Origin of the sequence: Streptomyces sp. NRRL S-31 (assembly GCF_000718775.1) — a bacterium.
Taxonomy (GTDB): Bacteria; Actinomycetota; Actinomycetes; order Streptomycetales; family Streptomycetaceae; genus Streptomyces.
In genome coordinates, this window is the sequence record NZ_JOCB01000001.1 from 162,400 (window position 1) to 180,785 (window position 18,386).

An 18,386-nucleotide genomic window follows, 5' to 3' on the forward strand; every position below is an offset into this window, starting at 1 on the left:
GGCTAGGTTGCGCGCATGACGAGGCACTCCGTGGATCCGGCTTCCCCCGACGAGCCGTACCTCGCCTTCTGGCGCGAGCGGCATCTGTGCACACTGACGACCCTGCGCCCGGACGGCAGCCCGCACGTGGTGCCGGTGGGGGTCACGTACGACGCCGGCGCCCGGCTGGCCCGCGTCATCACCAGCGGCACGAGCGCGAAGGCCCGGCACGTGCGCGCGGCCGGGCCCGAGGGCGCCCGGGTCGCGGTCTGCCAGGTGGACGGCCGGCGCTGGGCCACGCTGGAGGGACGGGCGCGGGTGCGCGCCGAACCGGAGCGGGTGGCGGAGGCGGAGCGGCGCTACGCCGAGCGCTACGAACGGGCGCCCCGCCTGAATCCGGCCCGTGTGGTGATCGAGATCGAGGTCGACCGGGCCCTGGGGCACGGGTGAACAGTTTCAGCCACCGTGGAAGCGCGCCCATACCGGGAAATGTCCCCGTAAAACGGCAGCGGCGTCACCGTGTTCAGGTCACGGTGACGCCGCTGCGGGGGGAAGCACCTGAGCGATCTGTTACGACGGGGGAATCGCGTCAGGCACTGCGGGGGGTGGCCGAGATGGTCCTCAGGTCGGACTCCTCCGGCTCGGAGAGCCGGTGGTCCCGCTGGTCCAGGTTCACAAAGATCATTCCGTACCGGATGGCACAGCGCACCGGCTGCGGCGCGCCACGCGGCTTGCGCAGGCACCGGTACGCCCGTAGGTCGCCGTCCTCGTCCCGCGTCACGACGACCGGCTCGCCGAACACCGTCACCATCAACGAGTCACCACTGTGGGGGATGGCGGTGACCAGGTCGATGAAGTGCCAGCCGGAGCGGTAGGCGGTGGCCATCTCACGACGGAAGGAGCGGTCGTCGGGTGGAGTGGTCACGTCAGCTCCACACGGTGTCGGTCGTGTGCATGGACGTGCTGTCCTCGCCCTTGACCGGAGCCGTGACGGACCAGACGGTGTCCGCCCGGACGTCGCGCTTCTCGCCAGAGAGGCCACTCAGCGATCCGAAGGCCACAACGGCGGAGAAGGCGGCGACAAGCACCGAGCGAAGCATTCTCTTACGCATAGTCGGCTTCGTCCTCACTTGAAGGTCCCCTCTTCCCCCGTCGGATAAGACGATGGCTCATTCGGACACGTCATGACCACACAATCAGTGCATCATGTTCCTGCATGTTCAGGACCCTGGGGGGTGGAGATTTGGTGACGAATCAGGCTATTGACGGACATCCCCATGCGTTGACGGAGCTGTGCCCCGAGGGGAGCCGCCTCTACGCGAGCGCGCTGCGGACGGGACGTGTCTCCCGCGCGGACGTGGAGGCCGCTCCGTGCCTGATGGAGTTCGCCCTGCTCCACCCCGACCCCGACGACGCGAACTGGCTGCGGCCCGTGCCGCCCTCGGTCGCCCTCTCCCAGCGGCTCAACCCCCTGGAACGCGAGATCGGCGAGCGCCGCCGGCTGTCCACCGAACTCGCGGCGGCCTTCGAGCCGTTCATGAACCTCAGCACCCAGGCGACGGCGACCACCCACTCCATCACCGTGCTGGAGGGCCTGGACCGGATCAACACCGCCCTCGACCTGGCCACGGCCCAGTGCCGGACCGAGGTGCTCACGGTCCAGCCGAGCGCCCGCCACCCGGAGCGCCGGCTCGTGGAGGGGCTGGAGCGGGACAAGCCGCTGATCGAACGCGGTGTGCGCATCCGCACCCTCTACCAGCACACGGCCCGCTACAGCCCCGAGCGGCTCGCCTACGTCAACCAGTTCGTCGACGGCAAGGCGGAGTACCGCACCATCGACGAGCTGGTCGAGCGCCTCATCATCTGCGACGAGACCGTGGCCTTCATACCCGTCCGCGACGACCGGCAGGTCGCGCTGGAACTCCGGCACCCGGGACTCGTCCGCTATCTGATCAAGGTCTTCGAGTTCATGTGGGACCGCGCGGTCCCGCTGAGCGCCGGCGCCCCCTACGAGACCGCCCCCGACGGCATCACCGAGATCCAGCACTCCATCGCCAAGCTGCTGGTCGAGGGGCATGTGGACGAGGCCATCGCCCGGCGCCTCGGCATGAACGTCCGCACCTGCCGCGCCCACATCGCCAAGCTGGCCACCGCCCTCGGCAGCGGCAGCCGCGCCCAGCTCGGCTACCTCATCGCGCAGTCCGGCATGCTGAACCGGGACCAGTGAGGTCACGGACGGCCCGGGGCCCGGCGCGGGCGCGGCCCGGTCACCTCACCGGGCGGGCGGGGGCTCCCCTTCGGGGCCGGTGCGGGCGGTGGCCGGCCGCTGCGGTCGGTGGCCGTCCAGCCCGACCTGGGCGATCCGGACGCCCAGCTGGGTACGGCTGGCCGCGCCCAGCGTCTCCGACAGGCGCGCGATGTGGGCCCGGCAGGTGCGGACGCTGATGCCCAGCCGCTCGGCGATCACCGCGTCCTGGTGGCCCTCGGCAAGCAGCGCGGCGATCGACTGCTCGCGGTGCGAGATGCCCTCGATCCCGGTGTCGGGCAGGGGCGCGGTGAGCGGGATCGCCAGCCGCCACAGCCGCTCGAAGACCGTCACCAGGTAGCCGACGAGGGCCGGGTGGCGCAGCTCCAGGGCCATCGTGCGGTCGGCGTTGGCGGGGACGAAGGCCACCGTGCGGTCGAAGAGGATGAGCCGGTCGATGACCTCGTCCAGGGTGCGGGCCTCCACCGTGTCGCCCATCAGCTCCAGGTAGTTGAGCAGCCCCTGCCCGTGCCGGGCCACATGTGTGTAGAGGTCGCGCATCCGCACGCCCCGGCCGCGCAGGGCGAGGGCCCGGTGCAGGCCCTCGGTCAGCTCGGCCTCCCGCCGGATGCCGCCGGGCTGCACGGTGAGCACCTCCGTGGTGCACGCCTCGGTCGCCTCGTCCATCGCGGCCTGGATGCGGGAGAGCCCGTCCAGGACGCGGATGGCGCTGCCCTCGGCCGGTGCCGGGGCGTCCGTCCCCCCGCCGAGGCCCGCGTACCACTCGAACGCGGCCACCGCCGAGCCCACCCGCCGCTGGCTCGCGCTGACCTCGTCGTACACCCCGCGCAGCAGCCGGGTCATGACCTCCTGCGGAGAGGTCGGCACCAGCCAGTCCATGTCGTCGGGGTCGGGATGCAGCAGGGCCAGCTCCAGCAGGCAGGGCACGGGCCCGGCGTCCGTGCGCGGCACCCGTCCCCGGCGCACCGCGCGGGAGTACACCCGGTCCCCGGCCTCACACAGCCGGTCGGCACCGTGAGGGTGCTCCTCCGCCCCGTGCCCGGCCATCGCCCATTCCACCCCCGGTGTGCTGCCTCTTCCGCGACGCAACTATGCGCGGCGCCGACCGGGTCCGCAACACGGCTCCCTCCGCACGGGACACCGGAAAGTACCGCTCTGCCCGGGTATGACAGGTCTCCGCGGCGGGCGCCCCGTCGGCCGCTCCAGCCGGCTACTTCAACCCGATCGCCGTGCAGGCCGCGCGGTACTTGGCGGTGCAGATCTCGTCGATCGAGTAGATGCCGTCCGCGACGACCGTGTCCTTGATGGTGTGCCGGGTCAGCGCGCTCACCTGGAGCAGCCTCGACGGCACGTTCTTGACGGTGGGGCTGTCCACCCGGTCCTGGGTGAGAGCGTCGAACTGGATGTCCTTGCCCTGGAGCTTGGCGACGGCCATCTGCGCGGCGGCCTCGGCCTCGGTCGGGTAGGACTTGTAGACGCTCATGTACTGCTCACCGCTCACCACCCGCTGGACCGCGTCCAGTTCGGCGTCCTGGCCGGTGACCGGGGGCAGCTGGGTGACGCCGGCCGCCTTCAGGGCCTTGATGACGCCGCCCGCCATGCCGTCGTTGGCGGAGTAGACACCGGCGATGTCGTTCTTGCCGATCTCCGCGATCGCCTTGGCCATGTTGGCCTCGGCGATCTCCGGCTTCCACTTCGTGGTGTCGTAGCTCTCGGCGATCGTCACCTTGCCGTTCAGCTCGGAGAGCGCGCCCTCCTTGAACTGCCTGGCGTTCGGGTCGGTGGGCGAGCCGTTGATCATGACGATCTTGTCGGAGGTGCCGGCGCCCGGTCCGAGGGCCTCCAGCAGGGACCGGCCCTGCACCTCGCCGACCAGCTCGTTGTCGAAGGAGATGTAGGCGTCGATCGGGCCCTCGGCGAGGCGGTCGTAGGCGATGACCGGGATGCCCGCGTCCTTCGCCTTCTTCACCCCCTGGGCGATGCCGTGCGCGTCCACCGCGTCGAGCAGGATGACGTCGACCTTGGCGTCGATCATGTTCCGGAGCTGCTCGGCCTGCCGGGAGGGGCTGGCGTCGGCGTTGGCGTACTCGACCTTGCCCTTGTTCTTGGTGAGTTGGGCGACCTTGGCCTTGATGATCGGGTAGTCGAACTTGTCGTAACGGGTGTTCGCCTTCTCCGGCAGCAGCAGACCCACGGTGATGTCGTCACCCTTCGTCGGGCTCGCGCTCGCGCCGTCACCCGTCGCGTTCAGCACCCCGCAGCCGGCGAGTGAGAGGGTCATCGTGGATGCGGCCACGGAGAGGGCGATACGACGCATTCGAGGGCTCACTTCAGGTGTGTTCCGGACGTGGGTGCTGCTATACGACCCAGGTGTCTGAAAAGACAACGCTCCGGCGTCACCCGGCGTCAAGGAGAATCACTTAACGAGTGCGCAACAGCACGCTCGGCTGCGCATGTGGAGGTTGCGCGAAACCTCCTTCAACGACTCTTTACGGGCCGTCCACGCAAGGGGAGTTCACGGAACGGCAAAGATCCGTACAACCAACCCCGTTCCACACGAGTCGTGCTCTGCGGCGGCCTCGAGCCGCACTCCGACTCGATCAGAGGAACGAATGAACTCAGCCAGACGAGCGACCGCCACGGCGGTCGTGCTCGCCGCCTCCGGCGCCCTGCTCGGCGTGGCCGCCCCGTCCGCCTCCGCCGCCGCCCCGAAGTGCGCCTCGCCGGTCTACACCCGGCAGTTCTTCGCGAACACCACCTTCTCCGGCACTCCGAAGAAGACCGACTGCGACAGCACCGTCAACGAGAACTGGCGCACCGGCGCCCCCGCGACCGGACTGCCCAAGGACAACTTCGGCGTCCGCTGGACCGTGACCCGCGACTTCGGTTCCGGCGGCCCGTTCGCCCTGCCGGTCTCCGCCCAGGACGGCATCCGGGTCTACCTGGACGGCACCCGCAAGGTCGACCTGTGGAAGAACGTGTCCACGACCCAGAAGAAGACCGTCAACGTCACCGTCCCGGCCGGCCGGCACACGCTCCGCGTGGACTTCGTGAACTGGACCGGCGCCGCGAACGTCTCCTTCGCCTACACGCCCCGCACCACCGCCGACGTCGACAAGGTCAAGCCCCTGGTGCCCGCCGGGCTCTCGGTGACGTACGACGCCGCGACCGGCCGCGCCAAGGTCGGCTGGTCGAAGAACAACGAGCTGGACCTCGCCGGTTACCGCGTCTACCGGCGGCTCAAGGGCTACCCGTACGAGGCGGCGCCGCTGGCCGGGACCACCGCCACCAGCTTCACCGACACCACCCTCCCGGTGACCGGCGACACGTACTACTACGAGGTCCGCGCCTTCGACAAGGCCGGCAACGAGTCCGCGGGCACGGCGGACAAGCCCGTCACCACCGCCGACCGGACCGCGCCCGGCGCACCGGCCGGCCTGGAGGTCACCGACGCCTCCGAGCAGGGCGGCCTGCGCATCGGCTGGAGCGTGCAGTTGGGCGCGGCCTCCTACCGGGTGTACCGGGCGACGAGCGCGGACGGCACCTACACCCGCCTCGGCGAGACGACGGAGGAGTCCTACCGGGACGCCACGGCGGCGGTGGGCACCCGGTACTCCTACAAGGTGACCGCGGTGGACGCGGCGGGCAACGAGTCCGCCCGCTCCGCCGCCCTCACCGGCGCGCGCCGGGACGACACCCCGCCGCCGCCCGTCACCGGGCTGAAGGCCACCCCGACCGACTACGGCTTCGAGCTGACGTGGGACCCGAACCCGGCCCCCGACCTGCTCCGGTACTCCGTCTACGCGGGCCGGGTCCTGAGCGACGGCGAGGAGCGGGTCTGCTCCGCGTCCCAGGACGCCTGGCTGATGCCCGACGTCACCTCCTACCGGTACCAGTCGACGCCGGACGGCGAGGAGCGCTGCTTCTTCGTGGAGGCCGTCGACACGTCCTGGAACTCGCGCTACGAGATGACCGGTGAGGCCGACGTGGTGGTCGCGACCGAACTGGGCACCCCGCCGGTGGAGGACGGCACCGAGCCCGCCACCGCCGCCGGTGACGTCACGGTGGCCCCGGCTCCCTGACCGGCCGGGGCGGACAACGCGAGAGGGGCCCGATGTCCGGGCCCCTCTCGTCGCGCGCCGAGGCGCGTCAGTCCTGCTGCTTGCGCTTGGGCCGCCACACCACCAGCGCGCTGGTCTGCTGGACCTCCTGGTACGGGACCAGGTCCCGCCGGTAGGAGGCGTGCACGGCGGCCTCGCGCTGCTGCATCGCCGCCGCCGCGCCGTCCAGGGCCGACTCCAGCTCCGCGACCCGGGACTGGAGCGCGACGACCTGGTTCTCCAGTTCGATGATCCGCTTGATGCCGGCCAGGTTGATGCCCTCGTCCTGGGACAACTGCTGCACCTGGCGGAGCAGTTCGATGTCCCGGGCCGAGTACCGCCGGCCCCGGCCCGCGGTGCGGTCCGGGGAGACCAGGCCCAGGCGGTCGTACTGGCGCAGCGTCTGCGGGTGGAGTCCGGAGAGCTGGGCCGCCACCGAGATGACGTAGACCGGGGTCTCCTCGGTCAGTTCATACGGGTTACGCCGACGGCCGTCCATACCCTCAAGCTCCCTTCGCGGCCTCGAACAGCTCCGCCCGCGGGTCCTCGCCCGCGGTCGCCTCGCGATACGCCTCCAGCGCGTCACGAGCCTTCCCCGACAGGTCCGCCGGGACCCGCACCTCGACGGTGACCAGCAGGTCGCCGCGGGTGCCGTCCTTGCGGACCGCGCCCTTGCCCCGGGCCCGCATCGTCCGGCCGTTCGGGGTGCCGGGCGGCAGCTTCAGGGTCACCGCCGGGCCGCCGAGGGTCGGCACCCGCACCTCGCCGCCGAGGGCCGCCTCCGGGTACGTCACCGGCACGGTGACGGTGAGGTTGTCGCCCTTGCGTCCGAACACCGGGTGCTCCCCGACGTGGACGACCACGTACAGGTCGCCGGCCGGGCCGCCCCGCTCGCCGGGCGCGCCCTTGCCGCGCAGCCGGATGCGCTGGCCGTCGGTCACCCCCGCGGGGATGCGGACCTGCATGGTCCGCGACGACTTGGCGCGCCCGCTGCCCTTGCAGTCCGGGCAGGGGTGCTCGGCGATCAGGCCGCGCCCCTTGCAGTCCGGGCAGGGGTCGGTGAGCGAGAAGCCGCCGCCGGAGCCCCGCGCGACCTGCCCGGTGCCGACGCAGGTCGGGCACACGCGCGGCGTGCCGTTCTTGTCGCCGGTGCCCGAGCACGTCTTGCAGGGCGCCTGGGAGGACATCCGCAGCGGCACCGTGGCGCCCTCGATGGCCTCCGTGAAGCTCAGCGTGACCTCGGACTCGACGTCCTGGCCGCGCCGGGGCTGGGTCCGTGTGCCGGTGCCCGCGGCGCCGCCGCGGCTGAACAGGCCCCCGAAGACGTCACCGAGTCCACCGCCGAAGCCCCCGCCCTGGGCGTTGCCTCCGAAGAGGTCGCCCAGGTCGAAGTTGAAGGAGCCGCCGGCCGCGCCCGGCCCGGGGCGGAAGCCACCGTTGCCGAACAGCGCGCGCGCCTCGTCGTACTCCTTGCGCTTCTTGGGGTCGCCGAGCACGTCGTTCGCCTCGGAGATCTCCTTGAAGCGCTCCTCGGCCTTGGCGTTCCCCTTGTTGGCGTCCGGGTGGAACTCGCGGGCGAGTTTCCGGTACGCCTTCTTGATCTCCGCCTCGGTGGCGTCCTTGGGGACGCCGAGGACCTTGTAGTAGTCCTTCTCGATGAAGTCCTTGGTGCTCATCCCCGACGCCCCTCCTTCCACTCGGTGTCTACGTCAGCCCTCCTCAGGGCCGTTGTCCTTCTCGTCGCCGGCCGCGGGTTCCTCGTCGGTCCCCTCGGCCTTGACCGTCTGCGCCCCCGGCTGCGGCTCGGCGACCGCCACCCGCGCGGGGCGGATGGTGCGCTCGCCGATGCGATACCCCGGCTGGAGGATCGCCACGCAGGTCGTCTCGGTGACGTCCGGTGCGTAACTGTGCATCAGGGCCTCGTGGATGGTCGGGTCGAAGGGCTCGCCCTCCTTGCCGAACTGCTGGAGGCCCATCTTGGCCGCGACCGTCTCCAGCGACTCGGCCACCGACTTGAAGCCGCCGACCAGCTCGCCGTGTTCCCGCGCGCGGCCGATGTCGTCGAGGACGGGCAGGAGTTCGGTCAGGAGGTTCGCGATGGCGATCTCCTTGACCGCGATCCGGTCACGCTCGACGCGGCGGCGGTAGTTCTGGTACTCGGCCTGGAGGCGCTGGAGGTCCGCCGTGCGCTCGTTCAGCGCCGTGCGCACCTGGTCCAGCTGGCCGACCTGGCCGGCACTTGCGTTCGCGTCCCCGGCCGGGGCCGCCTTCTCCTCGGTGGAGGAGGCGGCCTTCGGCTCGGCGTCGTCGGAGGTGGCGCCGGAGGGGACGTCGGGCTTCTCCTCGAAGCCCGGGGTCTCCTCCGTCACGCGGCACCGTCCTTGCGCTCGTCGTCCACGATCTCGGCGTCCACGACGTCGTCGTCGGCCTTGGCCTCACCGGCACCGGCACCGGCGGTGGCACCCGCGGCCTGCGCGCCCTGGGCGTCGGCGTACAGCGCCTGGCCCAGCTTCTGCGAGACGGCGGCGACCTTGTCGGTGGCGGTGCGGATCTCGGCGGTGTCCTCGCCCTTGAGCTTCTCCTTCAGCTCGGCGACGGCGGACTCCACCTCGGTCTTGACCTCGCCGGGGACCTTGTCCTCGTTGTCCTTGAGGAACTTCTCGGTCTGGTAGACGAGCTGCTCGCCCTGGTTGCGGGTCTCGGCGGCCTCGCGGCGCTTGTGGTCCTCCTCCGCGTAGCGCTCGGCCTCCTCGCGCATGCGGTCGACCTCGTCCTTCGGCAGCGAGGAGCCGCCGGTGACGGTCATCTTCTGCTCCTTGCCCGTGCCCAGGTCCTTGGCGGTCACGTGCATGATGCCGTTGGCGTCGATGTCGAAGGAGACCTCGATCTGCGGGACGCCGCGCGGCGCCGGCGGCAGACCGGTCAGCTCGAACATGCCGAGCTTCTTGTTGTACGCGGCGATCTCGCGCTCGCCCTGGTAGACCTGGATCTGCACCGACGGCTGGTTGTCCTCGGCCGTGGTGAAGATCTCCGAGCGCTTGGTCGGGATCGTGGTGTTGCGCTCGATCAGCTTGGTCATGATGCCGCCCTTGGTCTCGATGCCGAGGGACAGCGGGGTGACGTCGAGCAGCAGGACGTCCTTGACCTCGCCCTTGAGGACACCGGCCTGGAGCGAGGCGCCGATGGCGACGACCTCGTCCGGGTTCACGCCCTTGTTGGCCTCCTTGCCGCCGGTCAGCTCCTTGACGAGCTCGGCGACGGCGGGCATGCGGGTGGAACCGCCGACGAGGACGACGTGGTCGATCTCGTTGATGGAGATGCCGGCGTCCTTGATGACGTTGTGGAACGGCGTCTTGCAGCGCTCCAGCAGGTCGGCCGTCAGCTGCTGGAACTGGGCGCGGGTGAGCTTCTCGTCCAGGTGCAGCGGGCCCTCGGCGGACGCCGTGATGTAGGGCAGGTTGATCGAGGTCTCGGTGGAGGAGGACAGCTCGATCTTGGCCTTCTCGGCGGCCTCGCGGAGGCGCTGGAGGGCCATCTTGTCCTTGCTCAGGTCCACGCCGTGACCGGACTGGAACTGCTTGACCAGGTAGTCGACGACGCGCTGGTCCCAGTCGTCACCACCGAGGTGGTTGTCACCGTTGGTGGCCTTCACCTCGACGACGCCGTCGCCGATCTCCAGCAGGGACACGTCGAAGGTGCCGCCGCCGAGGTCGAAGACGAGGATCGTCTGGTCGTCCTTGTCGAGGCCGTAGGCGAGCGCCGCGGCGGTCGGCTCGTTGACGATGCGCAGGACGTTCAGACCCGCGATCTCACCGGCCTCCTTGGTCGCCTGACGCTCGGAGTCGTTGAAGTAGGCCGGGACGGTGATGACCGCGTCGGTCACCTTCTCGCCCAGGTAGGCCTCGGCGTCCCGCTTCAGCTTCTGAAGGATGAACGCGGAGATCTGCTGCGGGTTGAAGGGCTTCCCGTCCAGCTCGATCTTCCAGTCGGTGCCCATGTGGCGCTTGACCGAACGGATGGTCCGGTCCACGTTCGTGACCGCCTGGCGCTTGGCCACCTCGCCGACGAGCACCTCGCCGTTCTTGGCGAAGGCGACGACGGACGGCGTGGTCCTGGCGCCCTCTGCGTTGGTGATGACGGTGGGCTCGCCGCCCTCCAGAACGCTGACGACGGAGTTAGTCGTGCCCAGGTCGATGCCGACCGCACGTGCCATGGTTGGTTCCTCCAGCTGACTTGAGTGGACTGCGCTCAACTATGCACCAGGAGAGTCCCCGCGTCAATAGACCTGAGTCAGCCAGACTCAACTCTTATCCGTTCCTGACACGCAAGTGCCCGCTGACCTGCGTGGATGTCGTATGGCGGGGCGGCTGGACAGGCGTCCGAAGGAGGACGAGCACGGCGACGACGGCCGCCACGGCACCGGCCACCCAGAGCGCGGCCCCCTCCCCCGTCCACCCCGCGTGCACGAGTACCCCCACGAGCACCGAGGAAAAGGAGGCGGCCCCCAGCAGCACGACCGACCCCGGCGGGGTCAGTCCGAGCCGGCGCAGCCGGTGCGCGAGGTGGTCCGGGCCGCGCCGGAGCAGCGGACGCCGGGCCACCCCGCGGGCGACGACCACGAGCAGGGTGTCGGCGAGGGCGACGGCGCCGAGGCAGAACACCACCGCGGCGCTCGGCCCGAGACCGTAGCCCGCGCGCGTGAAGACGACGGCGGAGGACAGCACGAAGCCGGTGAACAGCGACCCGCAGGCGCCGAGCCCGATCCGCGCGGGATGCCAGTTGTGCATCAGGAAGCCGGTGAGGGCGGCCGCGACCACGCTCAGCAGCACGGCCAGCCCGTCCATCACCTCCGCGGCGGCACAGGCGCCCACCCCGAAGGCGGTGACCACCCCGACCGTCCCGGCCAGCCCGTCGGCGTGGTCGAGCCCCTTGAAGGCGAGGGAGGCGAGGACGATCCAGCCGACCGCCAGCAGCCCGCCCGGCAGGCCCGTGTCGTCGTACGGCACCACGCAGGCCGCCGCCGCGGCCGTACCGGCGACGAGCACCCGCGCGCGCAGCCGCCACACGTCGGCCACCAGACCCAGCCCGGCGACCGCGGCGGCGGCCACGAGCAGCCTGCCGACGCCCTCGCCGAGCGGGGCGACCCGGCTCCACTCCCCCACCCCGGCGACCAGGCAGGTGACGGCGACGACGGCGAGCCCGCCGAGGAGCGGCAGGGGCCGCTGCCGGCGCCGGTCCAGCACACCGGCCCGCAGGGCGGGCGTCCGGAGCGCCGCCGCGAGAACGGCGGCGAGGAGGAGGGCGGCGGTGGCGGCGGCGATCCCGTAGAGCACGGCTCTAAGGTAGGGGCGAAAGTATCAAATCGGTACGAATAACACGATCCGATTGCCTGGCGGCGACCCAGATCACCCCACGCTCTGCTGCATCCCGAAGGAAGATGGGGGTAGTCTCAGACGGACTACATAAGTTACCGCTTAGTAATGTCCGCAGACAGCTCGTTCAGACCGAGGCCGCCTCAGGAGCCCCAATGCAACTCGCCGCGATCATCGTGTCGCTGGTCCTGATCGTGGTCGGCGTGGCACTGTTCGGCCGCGCCCTCCTACAGATCTACAACTTCATGCGGCTGGGCCAGCCGGTGCCGGCCGGTACGCGGACCAACGATCCCACACAGCGCACCCTCACCGTGGCCAAGGAGTTCCTCGGCCACACCCGGATGAACCGCTGGGGCATCGTCGGCGTGGCGCACTGGTTCGTGGCGGTGGGCTTCTTCACCCTGCTGCTGACGATCGTCAACGCGTTCGGCCAGCTGTTCGAGGCGGACTGGCTCCTGCCGGTCCTCGGCGAGTGGGCCCCCTACAACGTCTACGTCGAGTTCATCGGCACGATGACGGTGATCGGCATCCTCGCCCTGATCGTCATCCGCCAGCTGAGCCACCCGCGCAAGCCGGGCCGCAAGTCCCGCTTCGCCGGCTCCAACTTCGGCCAGGCGTACTTCGTCGAGACCGTCATCCTCATCGTCGGCGTCTGCATCTTCATGCTGCACGCCCTCGAAGGCGCCCAGCACCACGTCGACGGCTACGAGGCCTCGTTCTTCATCTCGTACCCGGTCGTCGCCTGGCTGCGGGACATGGACGTCTCCACGCTCCAGAACCTCACCTACTTCTTCGCCGGCCTGAAGATCGCCACCTCCTTCATCTGGATGATCACGGTCGCCCTGAAGACCGACATGGGCGTGGCCTGGCACCGCTTCCTGGCCTTCCCCAACATCTTCTTCAAGCGCAACGCCACCGGCGAGACCTCCCTCGGCGCCCTGCTCCCGATGACCTCGGGCGGCAAGCCGATCGACTTCGAGGACCCGGGCGAGGACGACGTCTTCGGCGTCTCCCAGGTCGAGCAGTTCTCCTGGAAGGGCCTGCTGGACTTCTCCACCTGCACCGAGTGCGGCCGCTGCCAGTCGCAGTGCCCCGCCTGGAACACCGGCAAGCCGCTCTCCCCGAAGCTGCTGATCATGTCGCTGCGGGACCACGCGCACGCCAAGGCGCCCTACCTGCTGGCCGGCGGCGGCAAGACGGCGGAGGGCGAGGAGAAGGGCAGCGAGGAGCAGCTGGCCGCGGTGCCGGCCGCCGCCCTCGCCGAGGCCGAGCGCCCGCTGATCGGCACCGCCGAGGAGAACGGCGTCATCGACCCGGACGTGCTGTGGTCCTGCACCACCTGCGGCGCCTGCGTCGAGCAGTGCCCGGTGGACATCGAGCACGTCGACCACATCGTCGACATGCGCCGCTACCAGGTCATGATCGAGTCCGCGTTCCCGTCCGAGGCGGGCACGATGCTCAAGAACCTGGAGAAGAAGGGCAACCCCTGGGGCCTGGCCAAGAAGCAGCGGCTGGAGTGGACCAAGGAGGTCGACTTCGAGGTCCCGGTCGTCGGCAAGGACATCGAGGACCTCACCGAGGTCGAGTACCTGTACTGGGTCGGCTGCGCCGGCGCCCTGGAGGACCGCGCCAAGAAGACCACCAAGGCCTTCGCCGAGCTGCTGCACATCGCGGGCGTCAAGTTCGCGATCATGGGCGGCGACGAGAAGTGCACCGGTGACTCCGCCCGCCGCCTGGGCAACGAGCCGCTCTTCCAGGAACTCGGCATGGAGAACGTCTCCGCGCTGAACATGGCCTTCGGCGAGGACGACGAGGACCCGGCGACGAAGAAGCCGAAGTCCGCGAAGAAGATCGTCGCGACCTGCCCGCACTGCCTGAACACGCTCGGCAACGAGTACCCGCAGCTCGGCGGCGACTACGAGGTCATCCACCACACCCAGCTGCTCCAGCACCTGGTGGACGAGGGCAAGCTCGTGCCCGTCACCCCGGTCGAGGGCATCATCACCTACCACGACCCCTGCTACCTGGGCCGCCACAACAAGATCTACACGCCCCCGCGCGAGATCATCGGCAAGGTCCCGGGTCTGCGCAACGAGGAGATGCACCGCCACAAGGAGCGCGGCTTCTGCTGCGGCGCCGGCGGCGCCCGGATGTGGATGGAGGAGCGGATCGGCAAGCGCATCAACAACGAGCGCGTCGACGAGGCCCTCTCCCTCAACCCGGACATCGTCTCCACCGCCTGCCCGTTCTGCCTCGTCATGCTCACGGACTCCGTGAACGGCAAGAAGAACGACGGCAAGGCCAAGGAGTCCATCCAGGTCGTGGACGTCGCCCAGCTGCTGCTCGACTCCGTCAAGACGCCGGCCGACCCGGCGGGCGAGCCGGAGAACGAGCGCGAGCCGGAGCCGGAACCGGCGAAGTGACCGCCCCCTGAAGGACGCGAAGGCGCCCCCTGACCCGCACAGGCAGGGGGCGCCTTCGCGTCCGCCGGGCGGTGCGGTCAGCCGTTCTTCGGCGCCGCCTGCTGCACCACCTCGAAGGACCACAGGGTCGAGCCGGAGGCCGCCGGCTTCGGCCGCTCGCCGCCCTCACCGCCGCCCTGGTGCGCGGACTTCATCGGACCCTCCATCCACGCCTGGAACGACTCCTCGTCCCGCCACCGGGTGTAGACGAGGTACTGGTCTGTGCCCTCCACCGGCCGCAGCAGCTCGAACCACTCGAAGCCGTCGGAGCCCTCCACGGCGTGCGCCCGCGAGGCGAACCGCTTCTCCAGCACCTCCCGCTGCTCGGCGGGAACGGTCAACACGTTGATCTTCACTACGCTCATGGACCCATCCTGACGCACGGGCGCCCCCACCACCCGCACCCGGCCTGCCGGAAAACCCGGCGGAACCCCGAAGAACCCCCGGCACCCCGCCTGACGACCCCTTAGGGGATGTCACAGGTCGGCCGCAAAGCCGGCCGCGGACCGCCGGGCCCGGCACACCGGCCGCCCGGACCGGGTACGTTCGATGACGTGGCTGGATTCAGGAACGGAGGCGGGGGCCGGGACGACCGCACCCCCCAAGGACAGCAGGCGCCCCAGGGACCGTCGTACGGGCACGGGCACGGCCCCGCGCAGCCCGGCGGACCCTCGTACGGTCAACCGCCGCACGGACGGCCGGCCCCGTCGGGCCCCTCGTACGGCTACCCGTCGGCGCCCCAGCCGCCGTACCCGCGGCAGGGACAACAGCAGTACGGCTACCCGGGACCGGCCGACGACGGACCGGAGTACTTCGGCGACGGCGGCTACGCGGCCCCCGGGCACGGCGCGCACGACCCCTACGCCGCCGACAACCCGGGCCACACCCAGGCGTTCTCAGTCGACGAGGCCGCCGACTACACCCAGGGCGCGACCTACCACGCCGGTGCCGCCGCCGCGCCCGCCGGCCCGGTCGGCCCGCCGCTGCACTGGAAGCAACTGCTGAAGGGGATCATCCTCTCCCCCGACGACACCTTCCTGCGCATGCGGGACTACACGATGTGGGTCCCCGCCCTCGTCGTGACCTTCCTCTACGGCCTGCTCGCCGTCTTCGGCTTCGACACCGCCCGCGAGGACGCGATCAGCGCCACGCTGTCCAACGCGGTGCCGATCGTGCTGGTGACGGCGGTCGTGATGGTGCTCGGCCTGTTCGTCCTGGGCGTGGTCACCCACTCCCTGGCCCGCCAGCTCGGCGGCGACGGCGCCTGGCAGCCCACGGTGGGCCTGTCGATGCTGATCACCGCCCTCACGGACGCGCCCCGCCTGATCGTCGCCATGTTCTTCGGCGGCGACGCCGGCTTCGTCCAGATCCTGGGCTGGGCCACCTGGATCGGCGCGGGCGCCCTGCTGACCCTGATGGTCTCCCGCTCCCACGACCTGCCCTGGCCGAAGGCGCTGGGCGCGTCGGCGATCCAGCTGGTGGCCCTGCTGTCGATCGTGAAGCTGGGCACGTTCTGACGACGCCGGCCGCCCGCACGGCCGACCCACGGGAAAGGGCCCCCGGCTGCCGGGGGCCCTTCCTCGTACCTGCCGCTTGTCGTAGCTGCCGCTAGTCGCAGCTGCCGCTAGTCGCAGCTGCCGCTCGTCGTGCCTGCCGCTCGTCCGACCGCCGCCGGACTAGGCGTCGAGCACCTGCCCGGCCCGCTTCACCACGGGCGGCTCGACGGACCACGGGAAGTTGATCCAGTCGTCGGTCCGCTTCCACACGTACTCGCACTTCACCAGGGAGTGCGACTTCTCGTAGACCACCGCGGAACGCACCTCGGCGACGGTGTCGAGGCAGAAGTCGCGCACCAGCTTCAGCGTCTTGCCGGTGTCGGCGACGTCGTCGGTGATCAGCACCTTCTTGTCGGAGAAGTCGATCGCGTTCGGCACGGGGGCGAGCATGACCGGCATCTCCAGGGTGGTGCCCACGCCCGTGTAGAACTCCACGTTCACCAGGTGGATGTTCTTGCAGTCGAGGGCGTAGGCGAGCCCGCCGGCGACGAAGACGCCACCGCGCGCGATGCTCAGCACTATGTCGGGCTCGTACCCGTCGTCGGCGATGGACTGCGCCAGCTCCCGGACGGCCGTGCCGAACCGCTCGTAGGTCAGGTTCTCCCGCACGTCTGCGTCGCTCATGTCGTCGTAGCCCTCACACCTGGGTCCGATGGAAATTGAGGAAGGACCGCGAGGCGGTCGGCCCGCGCTGCCCCTGGTACCGGGAGCCGTAGCGCTCACTGCCGTACGGGGCCTCGGCGGGCGAGGTCAGCCGGAACATGCACAGCTGTCCGATCTTCATGCCCGGCCACAGTTTGATGGGGAGCGTGGCCAGGTTGGACAGCTCCAGGGTGACGTGGCCGCTGAACCCCGGGTCGATGAACCCGGCGGTGGAGTGCGTGACCAGCCCGAGCCGTCCGAGCGAGCTCTTGCCCTCGAGCCGCGAGGCGAGATCGTCGGGCAGCGTGATGACCTCGTAGGTGGAGGCCAGCACGAACTCCCCGGGATGCAGGATGAACGGCTCGTCGCCCTCGGGCTCGACCAGCCGCGTCAGGTCCGCCTGCTCGACGGAGGGGTCGATGTGCGGGTAGCGGTGATTCTCGAACACCCGGAAGTACCGGTCCAGCCGGACGTCGATGCTCGACGGCTGCACCATGGTTTCGTCATAGGGATCGATCCGTACCCGCCCGGCGTCGATCTCGGCCCGGATGTCCTTGTCTGAGAGAAGCACGTAGCGAGGATACGCAAGGCGCGCGCAACCATCGCAATCGCGACGGCTCCGCGCGCCCGCTGTCACACTCCGACTACAGCCGGTCCCCCGACCGCGTCCCGACCTCTCCGTTCACCGCTTCTGAAGCACCACGGGCACCGCGCTGCGGAGCCGGGCACATCGCGGACACCGCACGAGCCGGCCGGGGCCGAGCCGCCCGGCCTGCTGCATCGGGAACGAAACGGTGCTGAAGACGTGCCCGTCCGCGCAGCGGACGACGGTGGGTTCCATCAAGTCCCTCAAGTCCCTTCCCCAGGAGCCGCGTCCGGCGTTGCTCCCCGGACGCCAAAAGCCACATTACGGGATCAAAGAGACGAGTCTCCAGGCGGCACTCCGCCCCCCACGGTACGCCCCAACTCATGCCGCCCGCAGCCGAATCCCACACGGGAACATCCCGCGTCGCAGCACCGGGAGGCGACGATGATGTAGAGTGAGCGAGCGTCCGGACAAGGGATCAGCAGATACCATGTCCGTACATACGCGGGTGTAGTTTAATGGTAGAACATCAGCTTCCCAAGCTGAGAGCGCGAGTTCGATTCTCGTCACCCGCTCCATGAGAAACCCCCAGGTCAGAGACTTGGGGGTTGTTTGTTGTCTGGACCACTGTGCGGGCCGCGCACCACATCCGCACCACTTCAGCCGCGCCAGGGCCTAGTTGATCAGGGGCAGAGCATGTGGCAGCCCGAGGTCCTTCGCCACCGAACGCAAGAACTGCTTCCGCGGCTTGCCTATGATCATCTCGTCGTAGGCTCGCCCAGCCCATATGAGACACATGGCCAGCGTCGCTTCCGCCACGGATGCCGGTCCGTCCTTCGGCGCGATGCGCAGGCTAGGAGGATCAGTCGTCCACTCCGTGAAAGCGGCCGCGCTCGTTGCGCTGGGGTGCGCGTAACCACAGAGGAAGCGGTACACCGAGTACAGCTCTCTCTTGGGGTCCAGCTCGTCACACTGCGCCTGAAATTTACGGAAGATCTCGCTTTCATCGGTCTTCTCAACCGGAGCGCCTTTGATCGCGTCGATCAGGTCCTGCGGCACATTGAACGCCTTTTGCATGTCCTCGGCGGCAGCCCGGTTCGTTCGGCCTCCCTCAGCGAACACGCCAACCGCGCCGGCGTCACCCTTCTGCGAGAGCCACTGCAGGCTGACGGTCGTCTCAACCATGGTGCGGAGCAGAATGAGCGTCTCGTGGCGGTATCCGCTATCGATGAGGTGCAGAACCGCCTCGGCAAGGCGATGCACTTCAGTGCACCAACCGTGCGCGAGAAGAACTGACCGGTACCTGCGCTGCTTGGTCTCGACGGGACCAGCCGCCCGATAGTCGGCGACCATCCTCTCAACGGCCTCGCGGTACTGCTGCGGAGTGACGTTACTCATGCGCCCCCCTGTCTCGAATGGGGAG

At 69.9% G+C, this 18,386-nt stretch carries 18 protein-coding genes and 1 tRNA gene; 6 read left to right on the top strand and 13 right to left on the bottom strand.

Annotated elements, in window-relative coordinates; translation table 11 throughout:
• The first annotated feature begins 15 nt into the window (after positions 1-15).
• A complete protein-coding gene (locus IF37_RS0100695; RefSeq protein WP_030734350.1) occupies positions 16-429 on the top strand; it encodes a pyridoxamine 5'-phosphate oxidase family protein in 414 nt (137 codons plus the stop codon).
• Positions 430-568: 139 nt separating this feature from the next.
• On the opposite strand, the gene IF37_RS0100700 is transcribed toward IF37_RS0100695, so the two are convergent.
• Positions 569-904, bottom strand: a complete 336-nt coding sequence (locus IF37_RS0100700; RefSeq protein ID WP_030734352.1) for a hypothetical protein — start codon at positions 902-904, stop codon at positions 569-571.
• A gap of 1 nt (position 905) precedes the next feature.
• The gene (locus tag IF37_RS43270; RefSeq protein ID WP_173456636.1) at positions 906-1,067 is read right to left on the bottom strand and encodes a hypothetical protein; all 162 of its coding nucleotides are present in this window, start codon (positions 1,065-1,067) and stop codon (positions 906-908) included.
• A 128-nt stretch (positions 1,068-1,195) separates the two neighbouring features.
• On the opposite strand from IF37_RS43270, the gene IF37_RS0100710 reads away from it, so the two are divergent.
• Positions 1,196-2,206, top strand: a complete 1,011-nt coding sequence (locus IF37_RS0100710) for a helix-turn-helix transcriptional regulator (protein WP_173456650.1) — start codon at positions 1,196-1,198, stop codon at positions 2,204-2,206.
• Between the two features lie 45 nt (positions 2,207-2,251).
• Here the strand turns inward: IF37_RS0100710 and IF37_RS0100715 are convergent, their stop codons facing one another.
• Both IF37_RS0100715 and IF37_RS0100720 read right to left on the bottom strand, forming a co-directional pair.
• Complete coding sequence (locus IF37_RS0100715; RefSeq protein WP_052844901.1) at positions 2,252-3,292, bottom strand: LuxR family transcriptional regulator; 1,041 nt, start codon at positions 3,290-3,292, stop codon at positions 2,252-2,254.
• Between the two features lie 163 nt (positions 3,293-3,455).
• Positions 3,456-4,562 carry a substrate-binding domain-containing protein gene (locus IF37_RS0100720; RefSeq protein WP_030734358.1) on the bottom strand — a complete coding sequence of 369 codons (1,107 nt, stop codon included), beginning with the start codon at positions 4,560-4,562 and terminating at the stop codon, positions 3,456-3,458.
• Positions 4,563-4,857: 295 nt separating this feature from the next.
• Here IF37_RS0100720 and IF37_RS38865 point away from each other — a divergent pair, with 295 nt between their 5' ends.
• Entirely contained in the window at positions 4,858-6,327 is a 1,470-nt protein-coding gene (locus IF37_RS38865) for a fibronectin type III domain-containing protein (protein ID WP_079165477.1), read from the top strand.
• Positions 6,328-6,394: 67 nt separating this feature from the next.
• Here the strand turns inward: IF37_RS38865 and IF37_RS0100730 are convergent, their stop codons facing one another.
• The 5 genes from IF37_RS0100730 to IF37_RS0100750 form a co-directional block, all read right to left on the bottom strand.
• Positions 6,395-6,844, bottom strand: a complete 450-nt coding sequence (locus tag IF37_RS0100730) for a helix-turn-helix domain-containing protein (protein ID WP_030734361.1) — start codon at positions 6,842-6,844, stop codon at positions 6,395-6,397.
• Between the two features lie 4 nt (positions 6,845-6,848).
• Positions 6,849-8,021 carry a molecular chaperone DnaJ gene (dnaJ, locus tag IF37_RS0100735; RefSeq protein WP_030734363.1) on the bottom strand — a complete coding sequence of 391 codons (1,173 nt, stop codon included), beginning with the start codon at positions 8,019-8,021 and terminating at the stop codon, positions 6,849-6,851.
• A 33-nt stretch (positions 8,022-8,054) separates the two neighbouring features.
• A complete protein-coding gene (gene grpE, locus IF37_RS0100740; protein ID WP_030734365.1) occupies positions 8,055-8,714 on the bottom strand; it encodes a nucleotide exchange factor GrpE in 660 nt (219 codons plus the stop codon).
• Positions 8,711-10,558, bottom strand: a complete 1,848-nt coding sequence (gene dnaK, locus IF37_RS0100745) for a molecular chaperone DnaK (RefSeq protein ID WP_030734367.1) — start codon at positions 10,556-10,558, stop codon at positions 8,711-8,713. Before dnaK ends, grpE begins: the two co-directional genes overlap by 4 nt.
• A 94-nt stretch (positions 10,559-10,652) precedes the next feature.
• Positions 10,653-11,678: an MraY family glycosyltransferase gene (locus IF37_RS0100750; RefSeq protein WP_030734369.1), complete on the bottom strand. Its 1,026-nt coding sequence runs from the start codon at positions 11,676-11,678 to the stop codon at positions 10,653-10,655.
• A 194-nt stretch (positions 11,679-11,872) separates the two neighbouring features.
• Here IF37_RS0100750 and IF37_RS0100755 point away from each other — a divergent pair, with 194 nt between their 5' ends.
• Positions 11,873-14,140 (top strand): (Fe-S)-binding protein, encoded by a 2,268-nt coding sequence (locus IF37_RS0100755; protein ID WP_030734371.1) that lies wholly within the window; start codon positions 11,873-11,875, stop codon positions 14,138-14,140.
• A 77-nt stretch (positions 14,141-14,217) separates the two neighbouring features.
• On the opposite strand, the gene IF37_RS0100760 is transcribed toward IF37_RS0100755, so the two are convergent.
• Positions 14,218-14,544 (bottom strand): antibiotic biosynthesis monooxygenase, encoded by a 327-nt coding sequence (locus IF37_RS0100760; protein ID WP_030734373.1) that lies wholly within the window; start codon positions 14,542-14,544, stop codon positions 14,218-14,220.
• A 108-nt stretch (positions 14,545-14,652) separates the two neighbouring features.
• Between IF37_RS0100760 and IF37_RS0100765 the strand changes: the two genes are divergently transcribed.
• Complete coding sequence (locus IF37_RS0100765; RefSeq protein ID WP_173456653.1) at positions 14,653-15,696, top strand: YIP1 family protein; 1,044 nt, start codon at positions 14,653-14,655, stop codon at positions 15,694-15,696.
• A gap of 159 nt (positions 15,697-15,855) precedes the next feature.
• Here the strand turns inward: IF37_RS0100765 and IF37_RS0100770 are convergent, their stop codons facing one another.
• Together IF37_RS0100770 and dcd are read right to left on the bottom strand one after the other, a co-directional pair.
• On the bottom strand, positions 15,856-16,359 hold the full coding sequence (locus tag IF37_RS0100770; RefSeq protein ID WP_030734377.1) for a phosphoribosyltransferase: 504 nt from the start codon (positions 16,357-16,359) through the stop codon (positions 15,856-15,858).
• 13 nt (positions 16,360-16,372) lie between these two features.
• Complete coding sequence (dcd, locus tag IF37_RS0100775; protein WP_030734381.1) at positions 16,373-16,948, bottom strand: dCTP deaminase; 576 nt, start codon at positions 16,946-16,948, stop codon at positions 16,373-16,375.
• 519 nt (positions 16,949-17,467) lie between these two features.
• On the opposite strand from dcd, the gene IF37_RS0100785 reads away from it, so the two are divergent.
• Positions 17,468-17,541 (top strand) — tRNA-Gly (locus IF37_RS0100785).
• A 97-nt stretch (positions 17,542-17,638) separates the two neighbouring features.
• Here IF37_RS0100785 and IF37_RS0100790 read toward each other — a convergent pair.
• Positions 17,639-18,361 carry a DUF5677 domain-containing protein gene (locus tag IF37_RS0100790; RefSeq protein WP_030734385.1) on the bottom strand — a complete coding sequence of 241 codons (723 nt, stop codon included), beginning with the start codon at positions 18,359-18,361 and terminating at the stop codon, positions 17,639-17,641.
• Positions 18,362-18,386: the final 25 nt, after the last annotated feature.

Excerpts from the sequence above, each read along its gene's own strand:
- IF37_RS0100695 (WP_030734350.1), top strand. The coding sequence starts at position 16 with ATGACGAGGCACTCCGTGGATCCGGCTTCCCCCGACGAGCCGTACCTC.
- IF37_RS0100710 (WP_173456650.1), top strand. The coding sequence starts at position 1,196 with ATGTTCAGGACCCTGGGGGGTGGAGATTTGGTGACGAATCAGGCTATT.
- IF37_RS0100715 (WP_052844901.1), bottom strand. The coding sequence starts at position 3,292 with ATGGCCGGGCACGGGGCGGAGGAGCACCCTCACGGTGCCGACCGGCTG.
- IF37_RS0100720 (WP_030734358.1), bottom strand. The coding sequence starts at position 4,562 with ATGCGTCGTATCGCCCTCTCCGTGGCCGCATCCACGATGACCCTCTCA.
- IF37_RS38865 (WP_079165477.1), top strand. The coding sequence starts at position 4,858 with ATGAACTCAGCCAGACGAGCGACCGCCACGGCGGTCGTGCTCGCCGCC.
- IF37_RS0100730 (WP_030734361.1), bottom strand. The coding sequence starts at position 6,844 with ATGGACGGCCGTCGGCGTAACCCGTATGAACTGACCGAGGAGACCCCG.
- dnaJ (WP_030734363.1), bottom strand. The coding sequence starts at position 8,021 with ATGAGCACCAAGGACTTCATCGAGAAGGACTACTACAAGGTCCTCGGC.
- dnaK (WP_030734367.1), bottom strand. The coding sequence starts at position 10,558 with ATGGCACGTGCGGTCGGCATCGACCTGGGCACGACTAACTCCGTCGTC.
- IF37_RS0100755 (WP_030734371.1), top strand. The coding sequence starts at position 11,873 with ATGCAACTCGCCGCGATCATCGTGTCGCTGGTCCTGATCGTGGTCGGC.
- IF37_RS0100760 (WP_030734373.1), bottom strand. The coding sequence starts at position 14,544 with ATGAGCGTAGTGAAGATCAACGTGTTGACCGTTCCCGCCGAGCAGCGG.
- IF37_RS0100765 (WP_173456653.1), top strand. The coding sequence starts at position 14,653 with ATGTCACAGGTCGGCCGCAAAGCCGGCCGCGGACCGCCGGGCCCGGCA.
- IF37_RS0100770 (WP_030734377.1), bottom strand. The coding sequence starts at position 16,359 with ATGAGCGACGCAGACGTGCGGGAGAACCTGACCTACGAGCGGTTCGGC.
- IF37_RS0100790 (WP_030734385.1), bottom strand. The coding sequence starts at position 18,361 with ATGAGTAACGTCACTCCGCAGCAGTACCGCGAGGCCGTTGAGAGGATG.